Source organism: Microbacterium lacticum (genome assembly GCF_006716815.1).
In the GTDB taxonomy this organism is placed as follows: Bacteria; Actinomycetota; Actinomycetes; order Actinomycetales; family Microbacteriaceae; genus Microbacterium; species Microbacterium lacticum.
This window is the reverse complement of record NZ_VFPS01000001.1, coordinates 373554-390806: the sequence shown is the minus strand read 5'-3', so window position 1 is coordinate 390806 and position 17253 is coordinate 373554. Positions and strand designations below refer to the sequence as shown.

16 protein-coding genes are annotated in these 17253 nt (G+C 71.8%); 9 read left to right on the top strand and 7 right to left on the bottom strand.

What is annotated here, in order from left to right:
* Positions 1-27: 27 nt before the first annotated feature.
* Together FHX68_RS01885 and FHX68_RS01880 are read right to left on the bottom strand one after the other, a co-directional pair.
* Complete coding sequence (locus FHX68_RS01885) at positions 28-1062, bottom strand: Fpg/Nei family DNA glycosylase (RefSeq protein WP_141380000.1); 1035 nt, start codon at positions 1060-1062, stop codon at positions 28-30.
* Positions 1062-1622: a ribose-5-phosphate isomerase gene (locus FHX68_RS01880; RefSeq protein ID WP_141380002.1), complete on the bottom strand. Its 561-nt coding sequence runs from the start codon at positions 1620-1622 to the stop codon at positions 1062-1064. Before FHX68_RS01880 ends, FHX68_RS01885 begins: the two co-directional genes overlap by 1 nt.
* Positions 1623-1680: 58 nt before the next feature.
* On the opposite strand from FHX68_RS01880, the gene FHX68_RS01875 reads away from it, so the two are divergent.
* From FHX68_RS01875 to FHX68_RS01840, 8 genes are all read left to right on the top strand, one after another.
* Positions 1681-2124: an ArsR/SmtB family transcription factor gene (locus tag FHX68_RS01875; RefSeq protein WP_141380004.1), complete on the top strand. Its 444-nt coding sequence runs from the start codon at positions 1681-1683 to the stop codon at positions 2122-2124.
* On the top strand, positions 2121-3953 hold the full coding sequence (locus FHX68_RS01870; protein WP_229661487.1) for a SulP family inorganic anion transporter: 1833 nt from the start codon (positions 2121-2123) through the stop codon (positions 3951-3953). The genes FHX68_RS01875 and FHX68_RS01870 overlap by 4 nt, the downstream gene beginning before the upstream one ends.
* A gap of 72 nt (positions 3954-4025) precedes the next feature.
* A complete protein-coding gene (gene pepN, locus FHX68_RS01865) occupies positions 4026-6578 on the top strand; it encodes an aminopeptidase N (RefSeq protein ID WP_141380005.1) in 2553 nt (850 codons plus the stop codon).
* Between the two features lie 119 nt (positions 6579-6697).
* On the top strand, positions 6698-7648 hold the full coding sequence (locus tag FHX68_RS01860; protein WP_141380006.1) for an ABC transporter ATP-binding protein: 951 nt from the start codon (positions 6698-6700) through the stop codon (positions 7646-7648).
* Entirely contained in the window at positions 7645-8466 is an 822-nt protein-coding gene (locus tag FHX68_RS01855) for an ABC-2 transporter permease (protein WP_141380007.1), read from the top strand. The genes FHX68_RS01860 and FHX68_RS01855 overlap by 4 nt, the downstream gene beginning before the upstream one ends.
* Before the next feature lie 84 nt (positions 8467-8550).
* Positions 8551-9807 (top strand): mechanosensitive ion channel family protein, encoded by a 1257-nt coding sequence (locus tag FHX68_RS01850; RefSeq protein ID WP_373288694.1) that lies wholly within the window; start codon positions 8551-8553, stop codon positions 9805-9807.
* Positions 9804-10259, top strand: coding sequence for a globin (locus FHX68_RS01845; RefSeq protein ID WP_141380009.1), 456 nt, complete (start codon positions 9804-9806; stop codon positions 10257-10259). Before FHX68_RS01850 ends, FHX68_RS01845 begins: the two co-directional genes overlap by 4 nt.
* A gap of 75 nt (positions 10260-10334) precedes the next feature.
* A complete protein-coding gene (locus FHX68_RS01840; RefSeq protein ID WP_141380011.1) occupies positions 10335-12065 on the top strand; it encodes an FAD-binding dehydrogenase in 1731 nt (576 codons plus the stop codon).
* Positions 12066-12141: 76 nt separating this feature from the next.
* Here the strand turns inward: FHX68_RS01840 and FHX68_RS01835 are convergent, their stop codons facing one another.
* Positions 12142-12810 (bottom strand): DUF8185 domain-containing protein, encoded by a 669-nt coding sequence (locus FHX68_RS01835; RefSeq protein ID WP_141380013.1) that lies wholly within the window; start codon positions 12808-12810, stop codon positions 12142-12144.
* A 168-nt stretch (positions 12811-12978) separates the two neighbouring features.
* On the opposite strand from FHX68_RS01835, the gene FHX68_RS01830 reads away from it, so the two are divergent.
* Entirely contained in the window at positions 12979-13845 is an 867-nt protein-coding gene (locus FHX68_RS01830; RefSeq protein ID WP_141380046.1) for an acyl-CoA thioesterase, read from the top strand.
* Here the strand turns inward: FHX68_RS01830 and FHX68_RS01825 are convergent.
* From FHX68_RS01825 to FHX68_RS01810, 4 genes are read right to left on the bottom strand one after another with little or no spacing between them, the layout of a single operon-like run.
* Positions 13832-14293: an acyl-CoA thioesterase gene (locus FHX68_RS01825; RefSeq protein WP_229661486.1), complete on the bottom strand. Its 462-nt coding sequence runs from the start codon at positions 14291-14293 to the stop codon at positions 13832-13834. The genes FHX68_RS01830 and FHX68_RS01825 overlap by 14 nt on opposite strands.
* A gap of 4 nt (positions 14294-14297) precedes the next feature.
* Positions 14298-15977, bottom strand: coding sequence for an energy-dependent translational throttle protein EttA (gene ettA, locus FHX68_RS01820; protein ID WP_141380015.1), 1680 nt, complete (start codon positions 15975-15977; stop codon positions 14298-14300).
* A 49-nt stretch (positions 15978-16026) separates the two neighbouring features.
* Entirely contained in the window at positions 16027-16518 is a 492-nt protein-coding gene (locus FHX68_RS01815) for a DUF6993 domain-containing protein (RefSeq protein WP_141380016.1), read from the bottom strand.
* A gap of 58 nt (positions 16519-16576) precedes the next feature.
* Positions 16577-17167, bottom strand: coding sequence for a single-stranded DNA-binding protein (locus tag FHX68_RS01810; RefSeq protein WP_170214205.1), 591 nt, complete (start codon positions 17165-17167; stop codon positions 16577-16579).
* Positions 17168-17253 lie beyond the last annotated feature (86 nt).

The following is a 17253-nucleotide window of genomic DNA, read 5'->3' as shown; positions in this document are numbered from 1 at the left end:
CGCCTGCGGTTCCGACGCCGGACTCGTCTACTTCTGGCACGACGGGCACCAGTAGAGCTTACGGGCGCCCATCTCTTCGAGCACGATCTCGGTGCCGCAGACACGGCACGGCAGCCCGGCGCGGTGGTACACCCAGTGCCGGTCGTCGCGGTGCGCCATGGCACGGCGGTAGGCCTCGGGGTCGAGGTCGTCCATCGTCATCATCTGGCCGGTCTCGACGCCGATCACGAGCAGGCGCGACCAGTCGCGCCAGATGCTGCGGACGACCTCTTCGGGAACCAGCTTGCCGGGGGTGTGCGGGTCGAGGAGCGCGCGGTAGAGGAGCTCCGCCCGGTACACGTTGCCGATGCCGCTGACGACCGACTGGTCCATCAGCAGCAGCCCGATCGGCGTCGGCTTGCGGCGCACGACCTCGGTGAAGCGCTCCTCGCCCGCGACCGGGTCGTCGACGAGCGGATCGGGCCCGAGCTTCGCGATCGTCGCCTGCACCTCGTCGGGGGTCTGCAGCTCGCACGCCGTGGGGCCGCGGAGGTCGGCGCAGGTGATGTCGGTCATGAGCCGCAGCCGCACCTGTCCGACGACGGGCGGCGGCCACTCGTCGGCGTCGTCGTGGTCACCGGGTGCGTCGAGCCCGCGGGTCTGCTCGCTCATCCGCACGTGCACGCGTGCACGGCGGGGCGCTCCGATGGAGGTCAGCGAGTTCTCGCCGGCGGCATCGAGCACGGGAGCGTCCCCGTCGAGGTCCGAATCCACGAGATCGGTGCCGCGCTGGTTCGTCTGGCCCATCCGGCCGTTCGCGGACGCGATGGTCGGGTCGACGAGGATCTCCCCCGCGAAGTCCCACGCGCCGTACATGCCGAGGTGCACCCGCAACCACAGATCGCCGTCGAACGCGAGGAACATCTGCTTGCCGACGGCGCGCACCGACACCGCCTCGCGGCCGTCGAGCAGGGCCGCGCCCTCCGCGAAGCGCCCCTGCGGGCTCGACGCGGCGACGACCCGGCCGACGTAGTTGCGGTCGAACTGGCGCGCGATCCGGTGGACGGAGTGACCCTCGGGCATCAGCCGGCTTCGGGATCGAAGGCGTCGACGGACTCGCCGCCGTGCGGGGCATCCGCCACGCCGTCCGTCCCGAGACCGGCACGCGGGTCGGGCTCGAGGGTGCCGTAGGTCTCGAACGCCGCGAGCTGTGCGATGCGGCGCGCGTGGCGCTCCTCACCCGAGAAGGGCGTGGCGATGAAGCGGTCGATGAAGCCGATCGCCTCGTCGACGGTGTGCTGGCGGGCGCCGATCGAGATGACGTTCGCGTCGTTGTGCTCACGCGCGAGCTCGGCGATGGCGAGGCTCCAGACGAGCGCGGCACGGATGCCCCGCACCTTGTTCGCGGCGATCTGCTCGCCGTTGCCGGAACCACCGAACACGATCCCGAGGGCGGGAACACCGGCGGACTGATCGGCGATGACGGCTTGGGCGGCACGGATGCAGAACGCCGGGTAGTCGTCGAGCGGGTCGTACTCGAGCGGACCGTGGTCCACGATGTCGTGGCCGCGTTCGGCGAGGTGATGCTGCAGCTGCGTCGAGAACTCGAGGCCCGCGTGATCGGTCGCGATGTGGATGCGCATGCACCCATCCTAGGGAGCGCGATGCGCTCCGGATGCGTTGCGATATGATGCTTTCATCATGCCACTAAGTCACGCCGAGCGCCCGCTCTACGAGGTGAAGGCGAACCTGTTCAAGGGGCTCGCGCACCCGTTCCGCATTCGCATCCTCGAGCTCCTTGCCGGCCAGAGCGAGGTCAGCGTCGCGGAGCTGCAGAGCGAGACCGGGCTCGAGGCCTCGCACCTCTCCCAGCACCTGTCCGTCCTGCGCCGGCACCGGCTCGTCGTGTCGGAGCGCCGCGCCAGCCACGTCTACTACCGCCTCGCCGACCCGCGGGTCGCGAGGCTGCTCACCGCCGCCCGCGAACTGCTGCTCGGCATGCTCGCCGAGGACGGCGACCGGCTCGACGACGCCCGCGCCCTGCCGGCGCTCCCCGGCCTCGCCGACACCGACCTCCCGTCCGTCGCCGCAGCCGCACCTGCCGCCGCGGCGCCTGACGCCGCATCCCCGGCCGTACGGGCATGACCGGGCGCAGCGCGGGCGACCGCGTGACGGGCTCCGTGCGCGCGCTCCTCCCCTCCGCCGCCGACTACCGCGGTCGCGGATCGCGCGCACGTCCGCGGAGATCAGCACAGCAGCGGATGCCTGGTGCCCAGGCATCCGCTGCTGTGCCGATCTCCGCTGCGGCGCCACGGCCGCTCGCGGGCGGGTGGCGCGCCGACCTGCTCGCGGGGCTCACCGTCGGCATCGTCGCCCTCCCCCTCGCACTCGGCTTCGGCGTGAGCGCCGGGCTTCCCGCCGAGGCGGGCCTCGTCACCGCGATCGTGGCGGGCGTGCTCGCCGCCGTCTTCGGCGGGTCGAACGTGCAGGTGTCGGGGCCGACCGGCGCGATGGTCGTGGTGCTCGCGCCGATCGTGGCGAGCCACGGTGCGGGCGCCGTCGTCGTCGTGACGCTCCTCGCCGGGGTGATCGTGCTTGCGGCGGGCGTGCTCAAGCTCGGCCGGGCCGTCTCGTTCATCCCGTGGCCGGTCATCGAGGGGTTCACCCTCGGCATCGCCGTCATCATCTTCCTGCAGCAGGTGCCGCAGCTCACCGCCGCGACGCCGACACCCGGGCACAGCTCCCAGGCGGTCGTCGCCGCGATGCAGTCGATCGTCGCGGCCGATCCCGGCTACCTCGCCTGGTCGCTCGGGGCGGCGCTCGTCGTGGCGGCGTGCATGCTGCTCGCCCCGCGCGTGCACGCCGCGATCCCGGGCTCGCTCGTGGGCATCGTCCTGGTCAGCGTGCTCGCCCTCGTGATCCCGAACCCGCTCACCCGCATCGGCGCCCTCCCGAGCGGACTGCCGGCGCCGAGCATCCCCGCCCTCGATCCGGCGCTCCTGGGTTCCCTGCTCACCCCCGCCGTCACGGTCGCCGCCCTCGCGGCGATCGAGTCGCTGCTCTCCGGGCGCGTGGCCGCGTCGATGGCCGACACCGGGACGTTCGATCCCGACCGCGAGCTCGTCGGGCAGGGCGTCGCCTCGATCGGCTCCGCGCTGTTCGGCGGGATGCCCGCGACCGGGGCGATCGCGCGCACGGCGGTCAACGTGCGCTCCGGCGGCCGCTCACGGATCGCCGCGATCTTCCACTCCGTCGTGCTGCTCGCCGTGGTGCTCGTCGCCGCGGGTCCGGTCGGCACGATCCCGCTCGCCGCCCTCGCCGGGGTGCTCATGGTCACCGCGGTGCGCATGGTGCACCTCGGCACGGTGCGCGCGATCCTGCGCTCCACCCGCGCCGACGCGCTGGCCTTCGTCGTGACGGCGGTCGTCACGGTGTCGTTCGACCTCATCGTCGCCGTCGTGATCGGCGTCGTGCTCGCCGGGGTCGTCGCCCTGCGGAGCCTGTCGCGCTCGTCGTCGGTGCACCGCGAGAGCGTCGACGCGCCGCACGTCGTGCCGAGCCCGGCAGCGGACGACGACGCGCCCGACGGGCTCCGCCACGACGGCGCGGCAGAGGGCGACGAGCGCATCGCGATCCTGCGCCTCGACGGCCCGCTCGTCTTCACCGCGGCCGATCGCATCTTCGACGAGATCCGCGCGATCAGCGGGGTGTCGGTGGTGGTGCTGCGGATGAGTCAGCTCGAGCTCGTCGACGCGACGGGCGCACGGATGCTGGGCGACATCGTCCAGGCGCTCGAGGCCCGTGGGGTCACGGTCTTGATCAAAGGCATCCAACCGCGTCACGAAGACCTCTTCCGCACCGTCGGCGTGCTCGGCGCCCTCCGCCACCACAAGCACCTCTTCGACGACCTGCCCACGGCGATCGGGCACGCGCGTGATCACGTCAGACGTGAGCGGAGCGGCCCGACGCCGTAGGCTTGACAAGTTGCCGTCGGCGCCAGCAGCGCCGGTCCGCGGCATCCCACCTTCACCCTTGGGAGCAACGCAGTGCCTGGACAGAACCTCACCCGCCTCGAAGCGCAGGACCGCCGCGCGCTCGTCTCGACCGACAGCTACGCCGTCGAGCTCGACCTGACGACGGGCCCCGACGTGTTCCGCTCGCGCACCGTCGTGCGCTTCACCGCCACCGAGGGCGCGTCGACCTTCATCGACCTGATCGCGCGGGACGTCCGCGAGATCACGCTGAACGGCGTGGCGATCGACCCGGCCGCCGCCTTCGCCGACTCGCGCATCGCGCTCGACGGCCTCGCCGCCGAGAACGAGCTCGTCGTCGACGCCGACTGCCTCTACACGAACACCGGCGAGGGTCTGCATCGCTTCGTCGACCCCGTCGACGGCGAGGTGTACCTCTACTCGCAGTTCGAGGTGCCCGACTCGCGCCGCGTGTTCGCGGTGTTCGAGCAGCCCGACCTGAAGGCGACCTTCCAGTTCACGATCACCGCGCCCGCGGCGTGGAAGGTCATCTCCAACTCCCCTACGCCCGAGCCCGTGCCGGCCGAAGGCGCCGAGGCCGCGGCGACGTGGACGTTCGAGCCCACCCCGCGCATCTCCTCGTACATCACCGCGATCGTCGCGGGCCCGTATGAGTCGACGCTCTCGGAGCTGCAGAGCGCCTCCGGCCGCACCATCCCGCTCGGGGTCTACGGCCGCAAGAGCCTCTGGCACCACCTCGACGCCGACTACATCTTCGACAAGACCCGCGAGGGGTTCGCGTACTACGAGGAGAAGTTCGGCTACCCGTACCCGTTCGCGAAGTACGACCAGCTGTTCGTCCCCGAGTTCAACGCGGGCGCGATGGAGAACGCGGGCGCGGTGACGTTCACCGAGACCTACGTCTTCCGCTCGAAGGTGACCGACGCCGTCAAGGAGCGCCGCGTCGTCACGATCCTGCACGAGCTCGCGCACATGTGGTTCGGCGACCTCGTCACCATGAAGTGGTGGAACGACCTCTGGCTGAACGAGTCGTTCGCCGAGTGGGCCTCGACCATCGCGACCGCCGAGGCCACGGAGTGGACCGGCGCGTGGACGACCTTCAACGCGATGGAGAAGACCTGGGCGTACCGCCAGGACCAGCTGCCCTCGACGCACCCGGTCGTCGCGGAGATCAACGACCTCCATGACGTCGAGGTGAACTTCGACGGCATCACCTACGCCAAGGGCGGTTCGGTGCTCAAGCAGCTGACCTCCTGGGTCGGCATCGACGAGTTCTTCGCCGGCGTCGGCGCGTACTTCCAGAAGCACGCCTTCGGCAACACCGAGCTCGCTGACCTCCTCACCGAGCTCGAGACCACGAGCGGTCGTGACCTGTCGTCGTGGTCGCAGAAGTGGCTCGAGACGGCGGGCGTCAACACGCTCGCCCCGGAGCTGAAGACGGATGCCTCGGGCACCATCACCCGCTTCGCGATCGTGCAGACGGCGCCCGCCGACTACCCGACGATCCGCCCGCACCGCCTCGGTGTCGGCTTCTACACGCTCGACGGTGACGCGCTCGTGCGCACGCACCACGTGGAGCTCGACGTCGACGGCGACCTCACCGAGGTCCCCGAGCTCACCGGCCTCGCCCAGCCCGACCTCGTGCTGCTGAACGACGAGGACCTCGCCTACGCGAAGATCCGCCTCGACGCGCGCTCGCTCGAGACGGCGATCGCGCACCTCGGCGGCATCGCCGACCCGCTCGCCCGCTCGCTCGTCTGGGGCGCCGCGTGGGATCAGACCCGCGATGCGGAGGCCTCGGCATCCGACTACGTCGACCTGGTGCTCCGCAACATCGGCGCCGAGACCGAGTCGACGACCGTCCGCACCACCCTCGGCCAGCTGCAGCTCGCCGCGAACTCCTATGTCGACCCGGCCGAGCGCGCCGCAACGCGCGAGAAGGTCGCCGACGGGCTGTGGGCGCTCGCCCAGGCCGCGGAGGCGGGCAGCGACAGCCAGCTGCAGTTCGTGACGGGCTTCGCGAGCGCCGCGGCCACTCCCGCGCAGTGGGAGCAGGTGCGCGCGCTCCGGGACGGCGACACGACCCTCGCCGGACTCGAGATCGACGCCGACCTGTCGTGGGCGCTGCTGGTCTCGCTCGCCGCGGGCGGGCTCGTCACGGCCGCCGACATCGACGCTGCCCTCGCCGCCGACAACACGGCGAAGGGCGGCGAGTTCGCGGCGCAGGCCAAGGCGGCCCTCCCCGACGAGGCATCCAAGCGCGCCGCGTGGGCCTCGCTCATCGACACCGCCGACCTGCCGAACACCGTCGTGCGCGCCGCCTCGGCCGGGTTCGTGCACCCCGCCGGCGTCGACGCGCTCGAGGCGTTCGTCGCGCCGTACTTCGACATGCTGCTGCCGATCTGGGACAGCCGCACGTACCACATCGCCGAGTACCTGATCATCGGGCTGTACCCGGCGCCGCTCGCGAACGTCGCGCTGCGCGACGCGACCCGGGCCTGGCTCGCCGAGCACTCCGACGCCCCCGCGGCGCTTCGCCGCCTCGTGCGCGAGAACCTCGCCGGCGTCGAGCGGGCCCTCGCGGTGCAGCAGCGCGACGCGCAGTGACCCGGCCCTAACGCCGGAGCGATCACGGGCGGGTGTCATCCTTTCGGACGACACCCGCCCGCCGTATCTCCACCTTCCGCCGGACGCCGGCCCCGGATCGCTCGCGTAGCGTAGAAGACATGATCGTCGCCGAGAACCTCACCAAGAGATACGGATCCACCACCGCCGTCGACGGCGTCTCGTTCACCGTGCGACCGGGGCTCGTCACCGGCTTCCTCGGACCGAACGGCGCCGGGAAGTCGACCACCATGCGGATGATCGTGGGCCTGGATGCCCCGAACGACGGCAGTGTCACCGTCGGCGGCCAGCGCTACGCGCAGAGCCGCACGCCGCTGACCGAGGTGGGCGTGCTGCTCGATGCCAAGGCCGTGCACACCGGCCGCTCCGCCCGTGCGCACCTGCGGGCGATGGCGGCGACCCACGGCATCCCGAACAGCCGCGTCGACGAGGTGATCGCCCTCACCGGGCTCGAAGCGGTGGCCCGCAAGCGCGCCGGCAAGTTCTCGCTCGGCATGGGCCAGCGCCTCGGCATCGCCGCCGCCCTCCTCGGCGACCCGTCGACCCTCATCCTCGACGAGCCGGTGAACGGCCTCGACCCCGAAGGGGTGCGGTGGGTGCGCGAGTTCGTGCGCCACCTCGCACGCGAGGGACGCACCGTGCTCCTCTCCAGCCACCTCATGAGCGAGATGGCGCAGACCGCCGACCACGTGATCGTGCTCGGCTGCGGGCGCGTGCTCGCCGATGCACCGCTCGGCGATCTCGTCGCGGCGTGGACGGCGAACGAGGTGCTCGTGCGTACGCCCCGACCCGCCGACCTGGCCGCCGCGCTCGCGACGATCGACCCGGCACGCGCCGGGGATGCCGGCGGCGCGGGCGGCGACGTCGCCGTCGAGGACGCCGGCGACGGCACCCTGCGGGTCGTGGGCCTCCCCGCCGCCGCCATCGGCGATGTCGCCGCCGCACGAGGCATCCCGCTTCACGAACTGACCCCGCGCACCGGATCGCTCGAAGAGGCCTACCTCGCCCTCACCGAAGGCTCGGTGCAGTACAAGACCAAGGAGATCGCATGACCACCGCCGCCCCCGCCGGCACCCGCGACGCGGCGCCCGCGCCCGCACGGCCCGCCTCCCCCTACCGGCTCTCGTTCGGCCGGGTGGTGCGCAGCGAGTGGATCAAGCTGCTGACGCTCCGCTCGACCTGGTGGTCGCTCGCCGTCACCGTGGCGCTCTCGCTCGCGATCTCGCTGATGATGGCCTCGGCCGCCCGCGACTTCGGCGGCGGCCTGTCGCCCGTCATGACGATCGTCATGCCGATGCAGTTCACGATGCTCGTCGCCGGAATCCTCGGCGCGATCGCGGTCACCGGCGAGTACTCCACCGGCATGATCCGCTCGACGTTCACCGCCGAGCCGCATCGCGGCGCCGTGCTCGCCGCGAAGGCGATCGTCGTCGGCGTCGTGATGGCGCTCGCGACCGCGCTCACCTACCTCGTCGCGATCCTGCTCACCGCCCCGATCCTCGGCAGCGCCGGCATCGACTGGTCCGACCCGGCGCAGTCGTGGACTCCGCTCGCGGCGGGCGTCTTCGCGATGGCGATGTTCGCGCTCATCGGCGTGGGCTTCGGCTTCCTGATCCGCAACGGCGCCGGCGCGATCGCGGCGACCGTCGGCGTGCTGTTCGTGCTGCCGATCGTCACGAACATGTTCGTCTTCGCCGGCGAGAGCTGGCAGTGGATCGTCGACCTCGGCCAGTATCTGCCGATGGCGGCGGCGCAGATGGCGACGACACCGGCGGGCGACGACGTGCTGCGGGGCATCCTCACGCTCGCGGCGTGGCCGGCGGCGCTGCTCCTCGGCGCGTGGGCGGCGCTGCGCACCCGCGACGCGTGAGCGGGTCGGGCGGCGCGCGTCGGGTTCCCTCCGCGTGCGCCCCCGCTCATCCGCGCCACAGGGTCGGTCGTTAGGATCGGAGCGATGATCTGGCGCACTGACCTCCACCCGGGCGAAACGCCCGCGATCGCCGACCCCGATCTGTGGCAGAAGATCCTGACCTGGCTCGGCGAAGCCGGGATGAAGCTGCTCGCCGTGGCCCTCATCATCGTGGGCGCGATACTCGCGTCGTGGGTGCTGCGCCTCGTGATCCGCCGCGTCGTCGACCGCATCGTGTCGGGCGCGAAGACCAAGGCGAACGTCGACGACACCCAGGCGCTCGAACGCTCCCCGCTCGCCGCGATGCGACTCGTGCAGCGGACGCGCACCCTCGGGTCGATCCTGCAGAACATCGTCAACGTCACTCTGGTGATCATCGCGGTGCTCCAGATCATCAGCGTGCTCGCCCCCGGCGTCGCCGGCTCGTTCGCACTGCTGTCGGCGGCGATCGGCGCCGGCCTCGGCTTCGGTGCGCAGAACATCGTCAAGGACGTGCTGAACGGCATCTTCATCGTCGCGGAGGATCAGGTCGGCATCGGCGATGTGGTCGACCTCGGCCTCGCCACCGGCGTCGTCGAGTACGTGAGCGTGCGCGTCACGCACGTGCGCGACGTCAACGGCACGCTCTGGTACGTGCGCAACGGCGAGATCACCCGCATCGGAAACATGTCGCAGGGGTGGTCGCGAGTCATCCTCGACCTCGCCGTGCCCGCCGACGTCGACATCGACGAGGTCGAGAAGACGATGCTCGGCGCCGCGAAGTCGCTCGCGAAGGACCCGAAGTGGCGCACGCGCATCATCGAGCAGCCCGAGATCTGGGGCCTCGAGTCGATCACCGGCGACGCGCTCGTGATCCGTCTCGTGATGAAGACGCGCGCGAACGCGAAGGACGACGTGGCCCGCGAGCTGCGGATGCGCCTGAAGCGCGCCGTCGACGACCTCGGCATCGAGCTCCCGTCGCTCAACACCGTCGTCCTCGCCGGGCTCGAGGGCGCCCAGCGGGTGCGGGGCGCCAACCCGCCGCGCACGCGCCCGACGCCCGTGACGACCGTGGACGACGCCTCGGCGGCGACCCCGCGCGCCACGAAGACACCGCGCGGCGCGAAGGGGAAGGCGGAGACCCCGTCCGGCACGCCCGAGGCCGAGCCCACCGACGGCCGCGCGATCTGGCGACCGCGGAAGGACGGCTCGCCCGGGAGCGGTGACGCGCCGGCGCAGGACGACGCGCCCGCGACCTCCTCCGAGGCATCCGCCGCGCCTCCCGCGAAGCCCGACACCGACGCGAAAGGAGCATCGTCATGACGGATGCCACACCCCGGAGCTTCTACGACGAGGTCGGCGGTCACGACACCTTCGTGCGGCTCGTCGACGCCTTCTACCGCGGTGTCGCCACCGACGAGGTGCTGAAGCCGATGTACCCCGAGGACGATCTCGGTCCGGCGGCCGTCCGCCTCACGATGTTCCTCGAGCAGTACTGGGGCGGCCCGACGACCTACAGCGAGCAGCGCGGCCACCCGCGGCTGCGGCTGCGGCACAACCCCTTCCACATCGACCCCGACGCGCGCGACCGCTGGCTCGCGCACATGCGCGCCGCCGTCGACGAGCTCGGCCTGTCGCCGCTCCACGAAGCGACGCTGTGGGACTATCTGGAGCGAGCCGCGTTCGCGATGGTGAACACGTTCGAGCCGAGCGGCATCGGCCCCGCACGCCCGGCAGCGTCGCCGTCGCTGACCGTCCACCCCGACACCACCTGAGCGCACCGTCGCGCTCCTCCCCGCACCACCTCTTCGGATCAACCCCGGATCACCCCTCGCGACAAAGGAGTCGTCATGGCAGCTCGCTCCGCCTCGAACAGCCCGTCCAACAGCGCATCCCCCCGGACCTCGCGACAGAACGCGAGCCGCGCCGCGCACCGCGCCGACGTGCTCGTGATCGGCTGGGGCCTCGGCGGTCTCGTCGCCGCCGCCGAGGCCGCCGCCGCCGGCAAGACCGTCGTCATCGTCGACCAGGAGCCGCGGACGAACCTCGGCGGGCAGGCGTTCTGGTCGTTCGGCGGGCTCTTCTTCATCGACTCGCCCGAGCAGCGGCGCATGGGCATCCGCGACTCGATCGAGCTCGCCCGGCAGGACTGGTTCGACACGGCCGGATTCGACCGCGACGACGACCTGTGGCCGCGCCGCTGGGCCGAGGCCTACCTCGACTTCGCCCACGGCGAGAAGCGCGCCTGGCTGCGCGAGAAGGGCGTCGGGTTCTTCCCCGTGGTGGGCTGGGCGGAGCGCGGCGGCTACACCGCGACGGGCCCCGGCAACTCGGTGCCGCGCTTCCACATCACGTGGGGCACCGGACCGGGCCTCGTCGCCCCGTTCCAGGCGGCCGTGGAGCAGGCCGAGGCGGAGGGACGTCTGACGATCCTCCCCCGCCACCGCGTCACCGCGCTGACGACCGCGGACGGCACCGTCACGGGCGCCGCCGGCGACGTGCTGGCCGCCTCCGACGCCGAGCGGGGCGCCCCGAGCTCGCGCGAGGTGGTCGGCGAGTTCGAGATCACGGCGGCGGCCACCGTCGTCTTGTCCGGCGGCATCGGCGGCAACCACGACCTCGTGCGCTGGCAGTGGCCGGCGCGACTCGGCACTCCGCCGGAGCACATGATCACCGGGGTCCCCGCCTACGTCGACGGGTCGATGCAGCCCGTCACCGCGGCGGCGGGGGCGCGTCTGATCAACGGCGACCGCATGTGGCACTACGTCGAAGGCATCCAGAACTGGGATCCGATCTGGCCGGGCCACGGCATCCGCATCCTGCCCGGCCCGTCGTCGATCTGGCTGGATGCCACGGGCGCGCGCCTGCCCGTGCCGCTCTTCCCCGGCTTCGACACGCTCGGCACGCTCGCGCACCTCCGGCAGACCGGGCACGATCACTCGTGGTTCGTGCTGTCGCAGAAGATCGTCGAGAAGGAGTTCACCCTCTCGGGCAGCGAGCAGAACCCCGACCTCACCGGCAAGGACCTGCCGCTCCTCGTGCGCTCACGGCTCGGCAAGGGGGCGGCGGGGCCCGTGCAGGCATTCCTCGATCACGGCGCGGACTTCGTCGTGCGGCGGACGCTCGACGAGCTGATCGACGGGATGCGCGCCCTGCCCGGCGGCGACGCGCTCGACGGCGCCCGCGTGCGCCGCGAGGTGGAGGCGCGCGACCGCGAGATGGACAACGATTTCACGAAGGACGCGCAGGTCGCCATGCTGCGCTCGGCACGGGCGTATCGCGGCGACAAGCTCATCCGCACCGCGGCGCCGCACCGCATCCTCGATCCGGCCGCGGGGCCGCTCATCGCCGTGAAGCTGCACGTGCTCACCCGCAAGTCGCTCGGCGGCATCGAGACCGATCTGTCGGGCCGGGCGCTCGGGGCGGACGGCTCCCCCGTGCCGGGTCTATACGCCGCCGGCGAGGCGGCGGGGTTCGGCGGTGGCGGCGTGCACGGGTACCGGGCGCTGGAGGGGACCTTCGTCGGCGGATGCCTGTTCTCTGGGCGCGTCGCCGGGCGCGCGGCGGCGGCCGCTGTCTGACGGCGGTGGTGGCCGCGGCGTGGTGACGACGGCGGTGCGCTGGCGGCGGCGGCGCTGCCCGCACCGGGCCGCGGAGTCAGCTCGCGCCGGTGGCGCGGACGGCGGTGAGTCCCGACCGGACCGTGCCGCGGGTGAGCACGTGCCCGCGCGCGAGGCTGACGCGCGTCCAGGGGCCGTTCCGGCGCACGACCGCCTGCTCCTCGCCGGCAATGAACCCGAGGGCGAACGCGGCGAACGCGACGCCGAGCGGCAGGCCGGCGAGCGGCTCGTCGGCGGCGCCCCAGATCGCCGCGCGCACGGCGTGCACGGCATCGTCACCGGCATCCTTCGGCACCGCTTCGGCGACCGCGGCGATGCCCCGCTGGGCGCGCTCGGCGAGGAGCGCCGCGGCGATCGCGCCGTCATCGGTCCAGCCGGCGCGCGGCGGCGACACCCCGGCCCAGGTCGCCGTGACCGCGGCATCCGGCAGCTGCAGCGCCGCCGGGTCGTCCGAGGCCGTGAGCCCCTCCGCCGGCACGACGAGGTCGCACACGAGTTCGGGGTCGACCCGCACCGCGCGCATGCCGAGCACGGTGGGCGTCGATTCGAGGAGCGTCCGCGGCGCGAGTGGGGCGGCCGAGGCGAGCAGCGTGCCGCCGGTCGCCTTCAGCCGGACTGCGCCGTCACCGAGCCGCGCGGCCCGGGCGGAGAAGGTGAGCACGTCCGCCGCGGTGGGCGCATCGGGGAAGATCAGGCGTTGCGACATCCGCCCTAAACTATCAAGCGACCGCGCCGCCCCGGCGGCCGGCGGTCACCCCGCGATGACAGGAGCCTCGTGCGCGAACACGCCCCGGCCGCTCGACACGGCTCGCCCGAAGAACCCACCGCCTCGGATGCTGCCGCCATCCCCGTGATCACCGACCCGGTCGGCGTCATGCTCGACGTGCTGAACCTCGACTCGGGCGCGGCGCGCACCACCGAAGACATCTTCACGGGGGTGTCGCAGCCCATGCCGACCGGGCGCATCTTCGGCGGCCAGGTGCTCGCGCAGGCGATCATCGCCGCCGACCGCACCACCGACGACGACCGCGTGCCGCACTCGATGCACGGCTACTTCCTGCGCCCGGGTGACGCGTCCACGGGGCTCACGCTCGCCGTCGACCGCATCCACGACGGCCGCTCGTTCTCGACGCGCCGCACGCAGGCCTACCAGCACGGGGTGCCGATCTTCTCGATGATCTCGTCGTTCGAGCGCGAAGACCCCGGCCTCGAGCACCAGACTCCCGCGCCGGAGGGCGTGCTCTCGCCCGAGGAGGCACTCGAGCGCTCCGGCGCCTCGCGCCTGCACCCGCTCTCGCGACGACTGCTCGACGACAGCCCGATCGAGGTCGTGCACGCCGACGGCGCGATCTACGACCGGGTGCCCGGGGCGCACGTGCCCCGACAGGACGTGTGGATGCGCACGCGCCGCGGGATCGGCGACGATCCGGCGCTGCACCGTGCGGTGCTCGCCTACATGAGCGACCTCACGATCCAGGAGTCGGTGCTGCGCGCACACGGCGTGGCCTGGTCGCAGCCGGGTCTCAAGGTCGCGAGCCTCGATCACGCGATGTGGTGGCACCGGCGTGCGCGCGTGGACGAGTGGCTGCTCTATGCGCAGGAGTCGCCGAGCGCGCGCGGCGGGCGCGGGCTCGCGACCGGCCGCATCTTCACCCGCGAGGGCGAGCTGATCGCCACGGTCGCGCAGGAGATCATGGTGCGCGTGCCCGACGCGGACGGCTCGGGCGTCAGCGCCGGCTGAACGCGATCGGCTCGCCGACGTAGGGCGCCCACGCCGCGCGCATCTGCTCGCTGAGGCGAACGGGACGGAAGGTCTCCGCGTCGACGAGCACGACGGCAGAGGATGCCCGGGCGTAGAGCTTCTGCTCGGCATCGGTCGCAGGGCTGTACACCTCGTAGCAGACCTCGACGCTCGATCCGCCGAGCTTGCCGAACCACATCTGCACGTCGAGCGGGTCGCGCCGGTACGGCACCGGGGCGAGGTACTCGATCTCCTGCCGTGCGATGAGGGTCAGCTCACGGGCATCCAGCCCCGCCTCGATCACCGCGGTGTCGGGCGCCTCCTCGCCGTCGATCGGCGACCAGAAGACGCGCACGCGCGCTTCTTCGAGCAGCTTCAGCATCGTCGCGTTGTTGACGTGGTTGAACGCGTCGAGGTCGCCCCAGCGGAGGTGGATGGGGACGTGCATCCGTTCAGTCACGCGTGAGCTTCCGGTGCGTCGAGCGGTGCGGGTTCGCGGCGTCGGGGCCGAGACGCTCGATCTTGTTCGCCTCGTACGCCTCGAAGTTGCCCTCGAACCAGTACCACTTGTCGGGCTCCTCGTCGGTGCCCTCGTAGGCGAGGATGTGCGTCGCGATGCGGTCGAGGAACCACCGGTCGTGGGTGATGACCACGGCGCAGCCGGGGAACTCGAGCAGGGCGTTCTCGAGCGAGGAGAGCGTCTCGACGTCGAGGTCGTTGGTCGGCTCGTCGAGGAGGAGCAGGTTGCCGCCCTCCTTCAGGGTGAGCGCGAGGTTCAGGCGGTTGCGCTCACCACCGGAGAGCACGCCGGCCTTCTTCTGCTGGTCGGGGCCCTTGAAGCCGAACTTCGACACGTAGGCGCGCGAGGGGATCTCGGTCTTGCCGACCGTGATGATGTCGAGCCCGTCGGAGACGACCTCCCAGAGCGTCTTCTGCGGGTCGATGTTGGCGCGGCTCTGGTCGACGTAGCTGATCTTGACCGTCTCGCCGACCTTGAGGTCGCCGCCGTCGAGCGGCTCGAGCCCGACGATCGTCTTGAACAGGGTCGTCTTTCCGACGCCGTTCGGGCCGATGACGCCGACGATGCCGTTCGGCGGCAGGCTGAAGCTGAGCCCGTCGATGAGGGAGCGGTCGCCGAAGCCCTTCTGCAGCTTCTTCGCCTCGATGACCACGCTGCCCAGGCGCGGGCCGGCGGGGATCTGGATCTCCTCGAAGTCGAGCTTGCGCGTGCGCTCGGCCTCGGCGGCCATCTCCTCGTAGCGCTGCAGACGGGCCTTCGACTTCGTCTGGCGGCCCTTCGCGGAGGAGCGGACCCACTCGAGCTCGTCCTTCAGTCGCTTGGCGAGCTTGGCGTCCTTCTTGCCCTGGATGTCGAGGCGCTCGGCCTTCTTCTCGAGATAGGTGGAGTAGTTGCCCTCGTAGCCGATGAGCCGGCCGCGGTCGACCTCGGCGATCCACTCGGCGACGTTGTCGAGGAAGTATCGGTCGTGGGTGATCGCGATGACCGCGCCCTTGTACGACTGCAGGTGCTGCTCGAGCCAGAGCACGCTCTCGGCGTCGAGGTGGTTGGTGGGCTCGTCGAGGAGAAGGAGGTCGGGCTTCTGCAGCAGGAGCTTCGCGAGCGCCACGCGGCGGCGCTCACCACCGGAGAGCTTGGTGACCGGCTCGTCGCCCGCAGGCGTGCGCAGGGCATCCATCGCCTGCTCGAGCTGGGAGTCGAGGTCCCAGCCGTCGGCGGCGTCGATCTCCTCCTGCAGCACGCCCATCTCGGCCAGGAGCGCGTCGAAGTCGGCGTCGGGGTCGGCCATGAGCGCGGAGATCTCGTTGAACCGGTCGAGCTTGCCCTTGATCGCGACGCCGTCCTGGATGTTCTCCAGCACGGTCTTCGTCTCATCGAGCTCGGGCTCCTGCATGAGGATGCCGACGGTGAAGCCCGGGGTCAGCTTCGCCTCGCCGTTGGAGGGCGTGTCGAGACCCGCCATGATCTTGAGGATCGTCGACTTTCCGGCGCCGTTGGGGCCGACCATGCCGATCTTCGCTCCCGGCAGGAACGACATCGTGACATCGTCGAGGATCAGCTTCTCGCCGACCGCTTTGCGGGCACGGACCATGGAGTAGATGTATTCGGCCATAACGGCCCAAGTCTACGCGGCGGGTCGCATCGGGATCGCCACCCCGGTCTCACCAGTCGATGGGTCTCGTCTGGCCGATGAGGCACGTGCCGGCGGGCAGGAGCGGGAGGACGAGGGCCGTCGGCGCGGGCGTGGACGGGCCGACTTGGCCGACGAGGCACTCCCCCGCCCAGGCGACGGAGAACTGGATCGAATCGGCCGGGTTTCCCACGGTGGTGAGGTCGTTCGTCACCTGCATCTGCGCCTTCGGGAACCCCGCCGCCGCGAGCGCGTCGATGTAGGCCCGCCCCTGCACCCGCGCGTCGGTCGCGGCGACCTGATTCGAGACCTGCGCGAACAGCGGCAGATTGTCCTGCGCGGAACCGTCGGGAACGAACACGGGCCCGGTCGGCGTCGGCGCGGCGGTCGGCGACGGCGAGGCCGAGGTCTGCGTGGGCGACGGCGTCGGGGTGGGTGTGCAGGCGGCGAGCGCGAGCATGCCGGCCACGGCGAGGGCGCCGAACGCGGCGAGCCGGGACGAGACAGGGGCGGAGCGGCGCACCTCCGAAGTCTACGGGGAGAGCTCCGGGGTGAGCCGTGCGCCCCTGCGCGCGCGGCGCTCAGAACGGGGTCTCCTCCTCCGCACCGGGTGTCGCCCACGCGCCCCCGCCCGCGCCGACGAGCTCGGGCGACCGGGCGCCTTCGCTGGCGTGGTCGCTCTGCGCTCGGGGGTTCTCGACCTGCGCGGCGGCGTGGTCGCCGACGGCGTCGGGCGCGCCCTCGCCGGGCACACGCGTCGCCCAGTCGTCGGGCGCGCTGCTCGCCCGATCGTCGACCACGGGGGCTTCGGACTGCGCCCCGCGTCCGTCCTTGACGAACGTCGCGACCCCGAACATCAGGTCGGGACCGATGCTCGTCGCTTCGAGGTCGACACTCGTGCCCGACTTGCCGTTCGCCTCCCAGCTGCGCACCTTGAGCTTGCCCGACAGGATGACGCGCTGACCCTTCTCGAGCGACGCGTACGCGTGCTCGGCGAGCTTGCGGAAGACCGAGACGCTGTAGAAGTTCGTGTGCACATCGGTCCACGTGCCGTTGTCGAAGCGACGCTCGGTGCTGGCGAGCCCGAACGTGACCATCGTGACCCCGCCCGAGACGGCGTGGCGCAGCGGCGATGAGGTGAGGTTGCCGGTGACGGCGATGAGATCTGACATGGCGGGCGTCCTTTCGTGAGCCGGGCCGCGGCCGTTCCGCGGCTCCTGCTCCGGCACCCGCGTGCCCATCCGGGTGCCGGAGCACG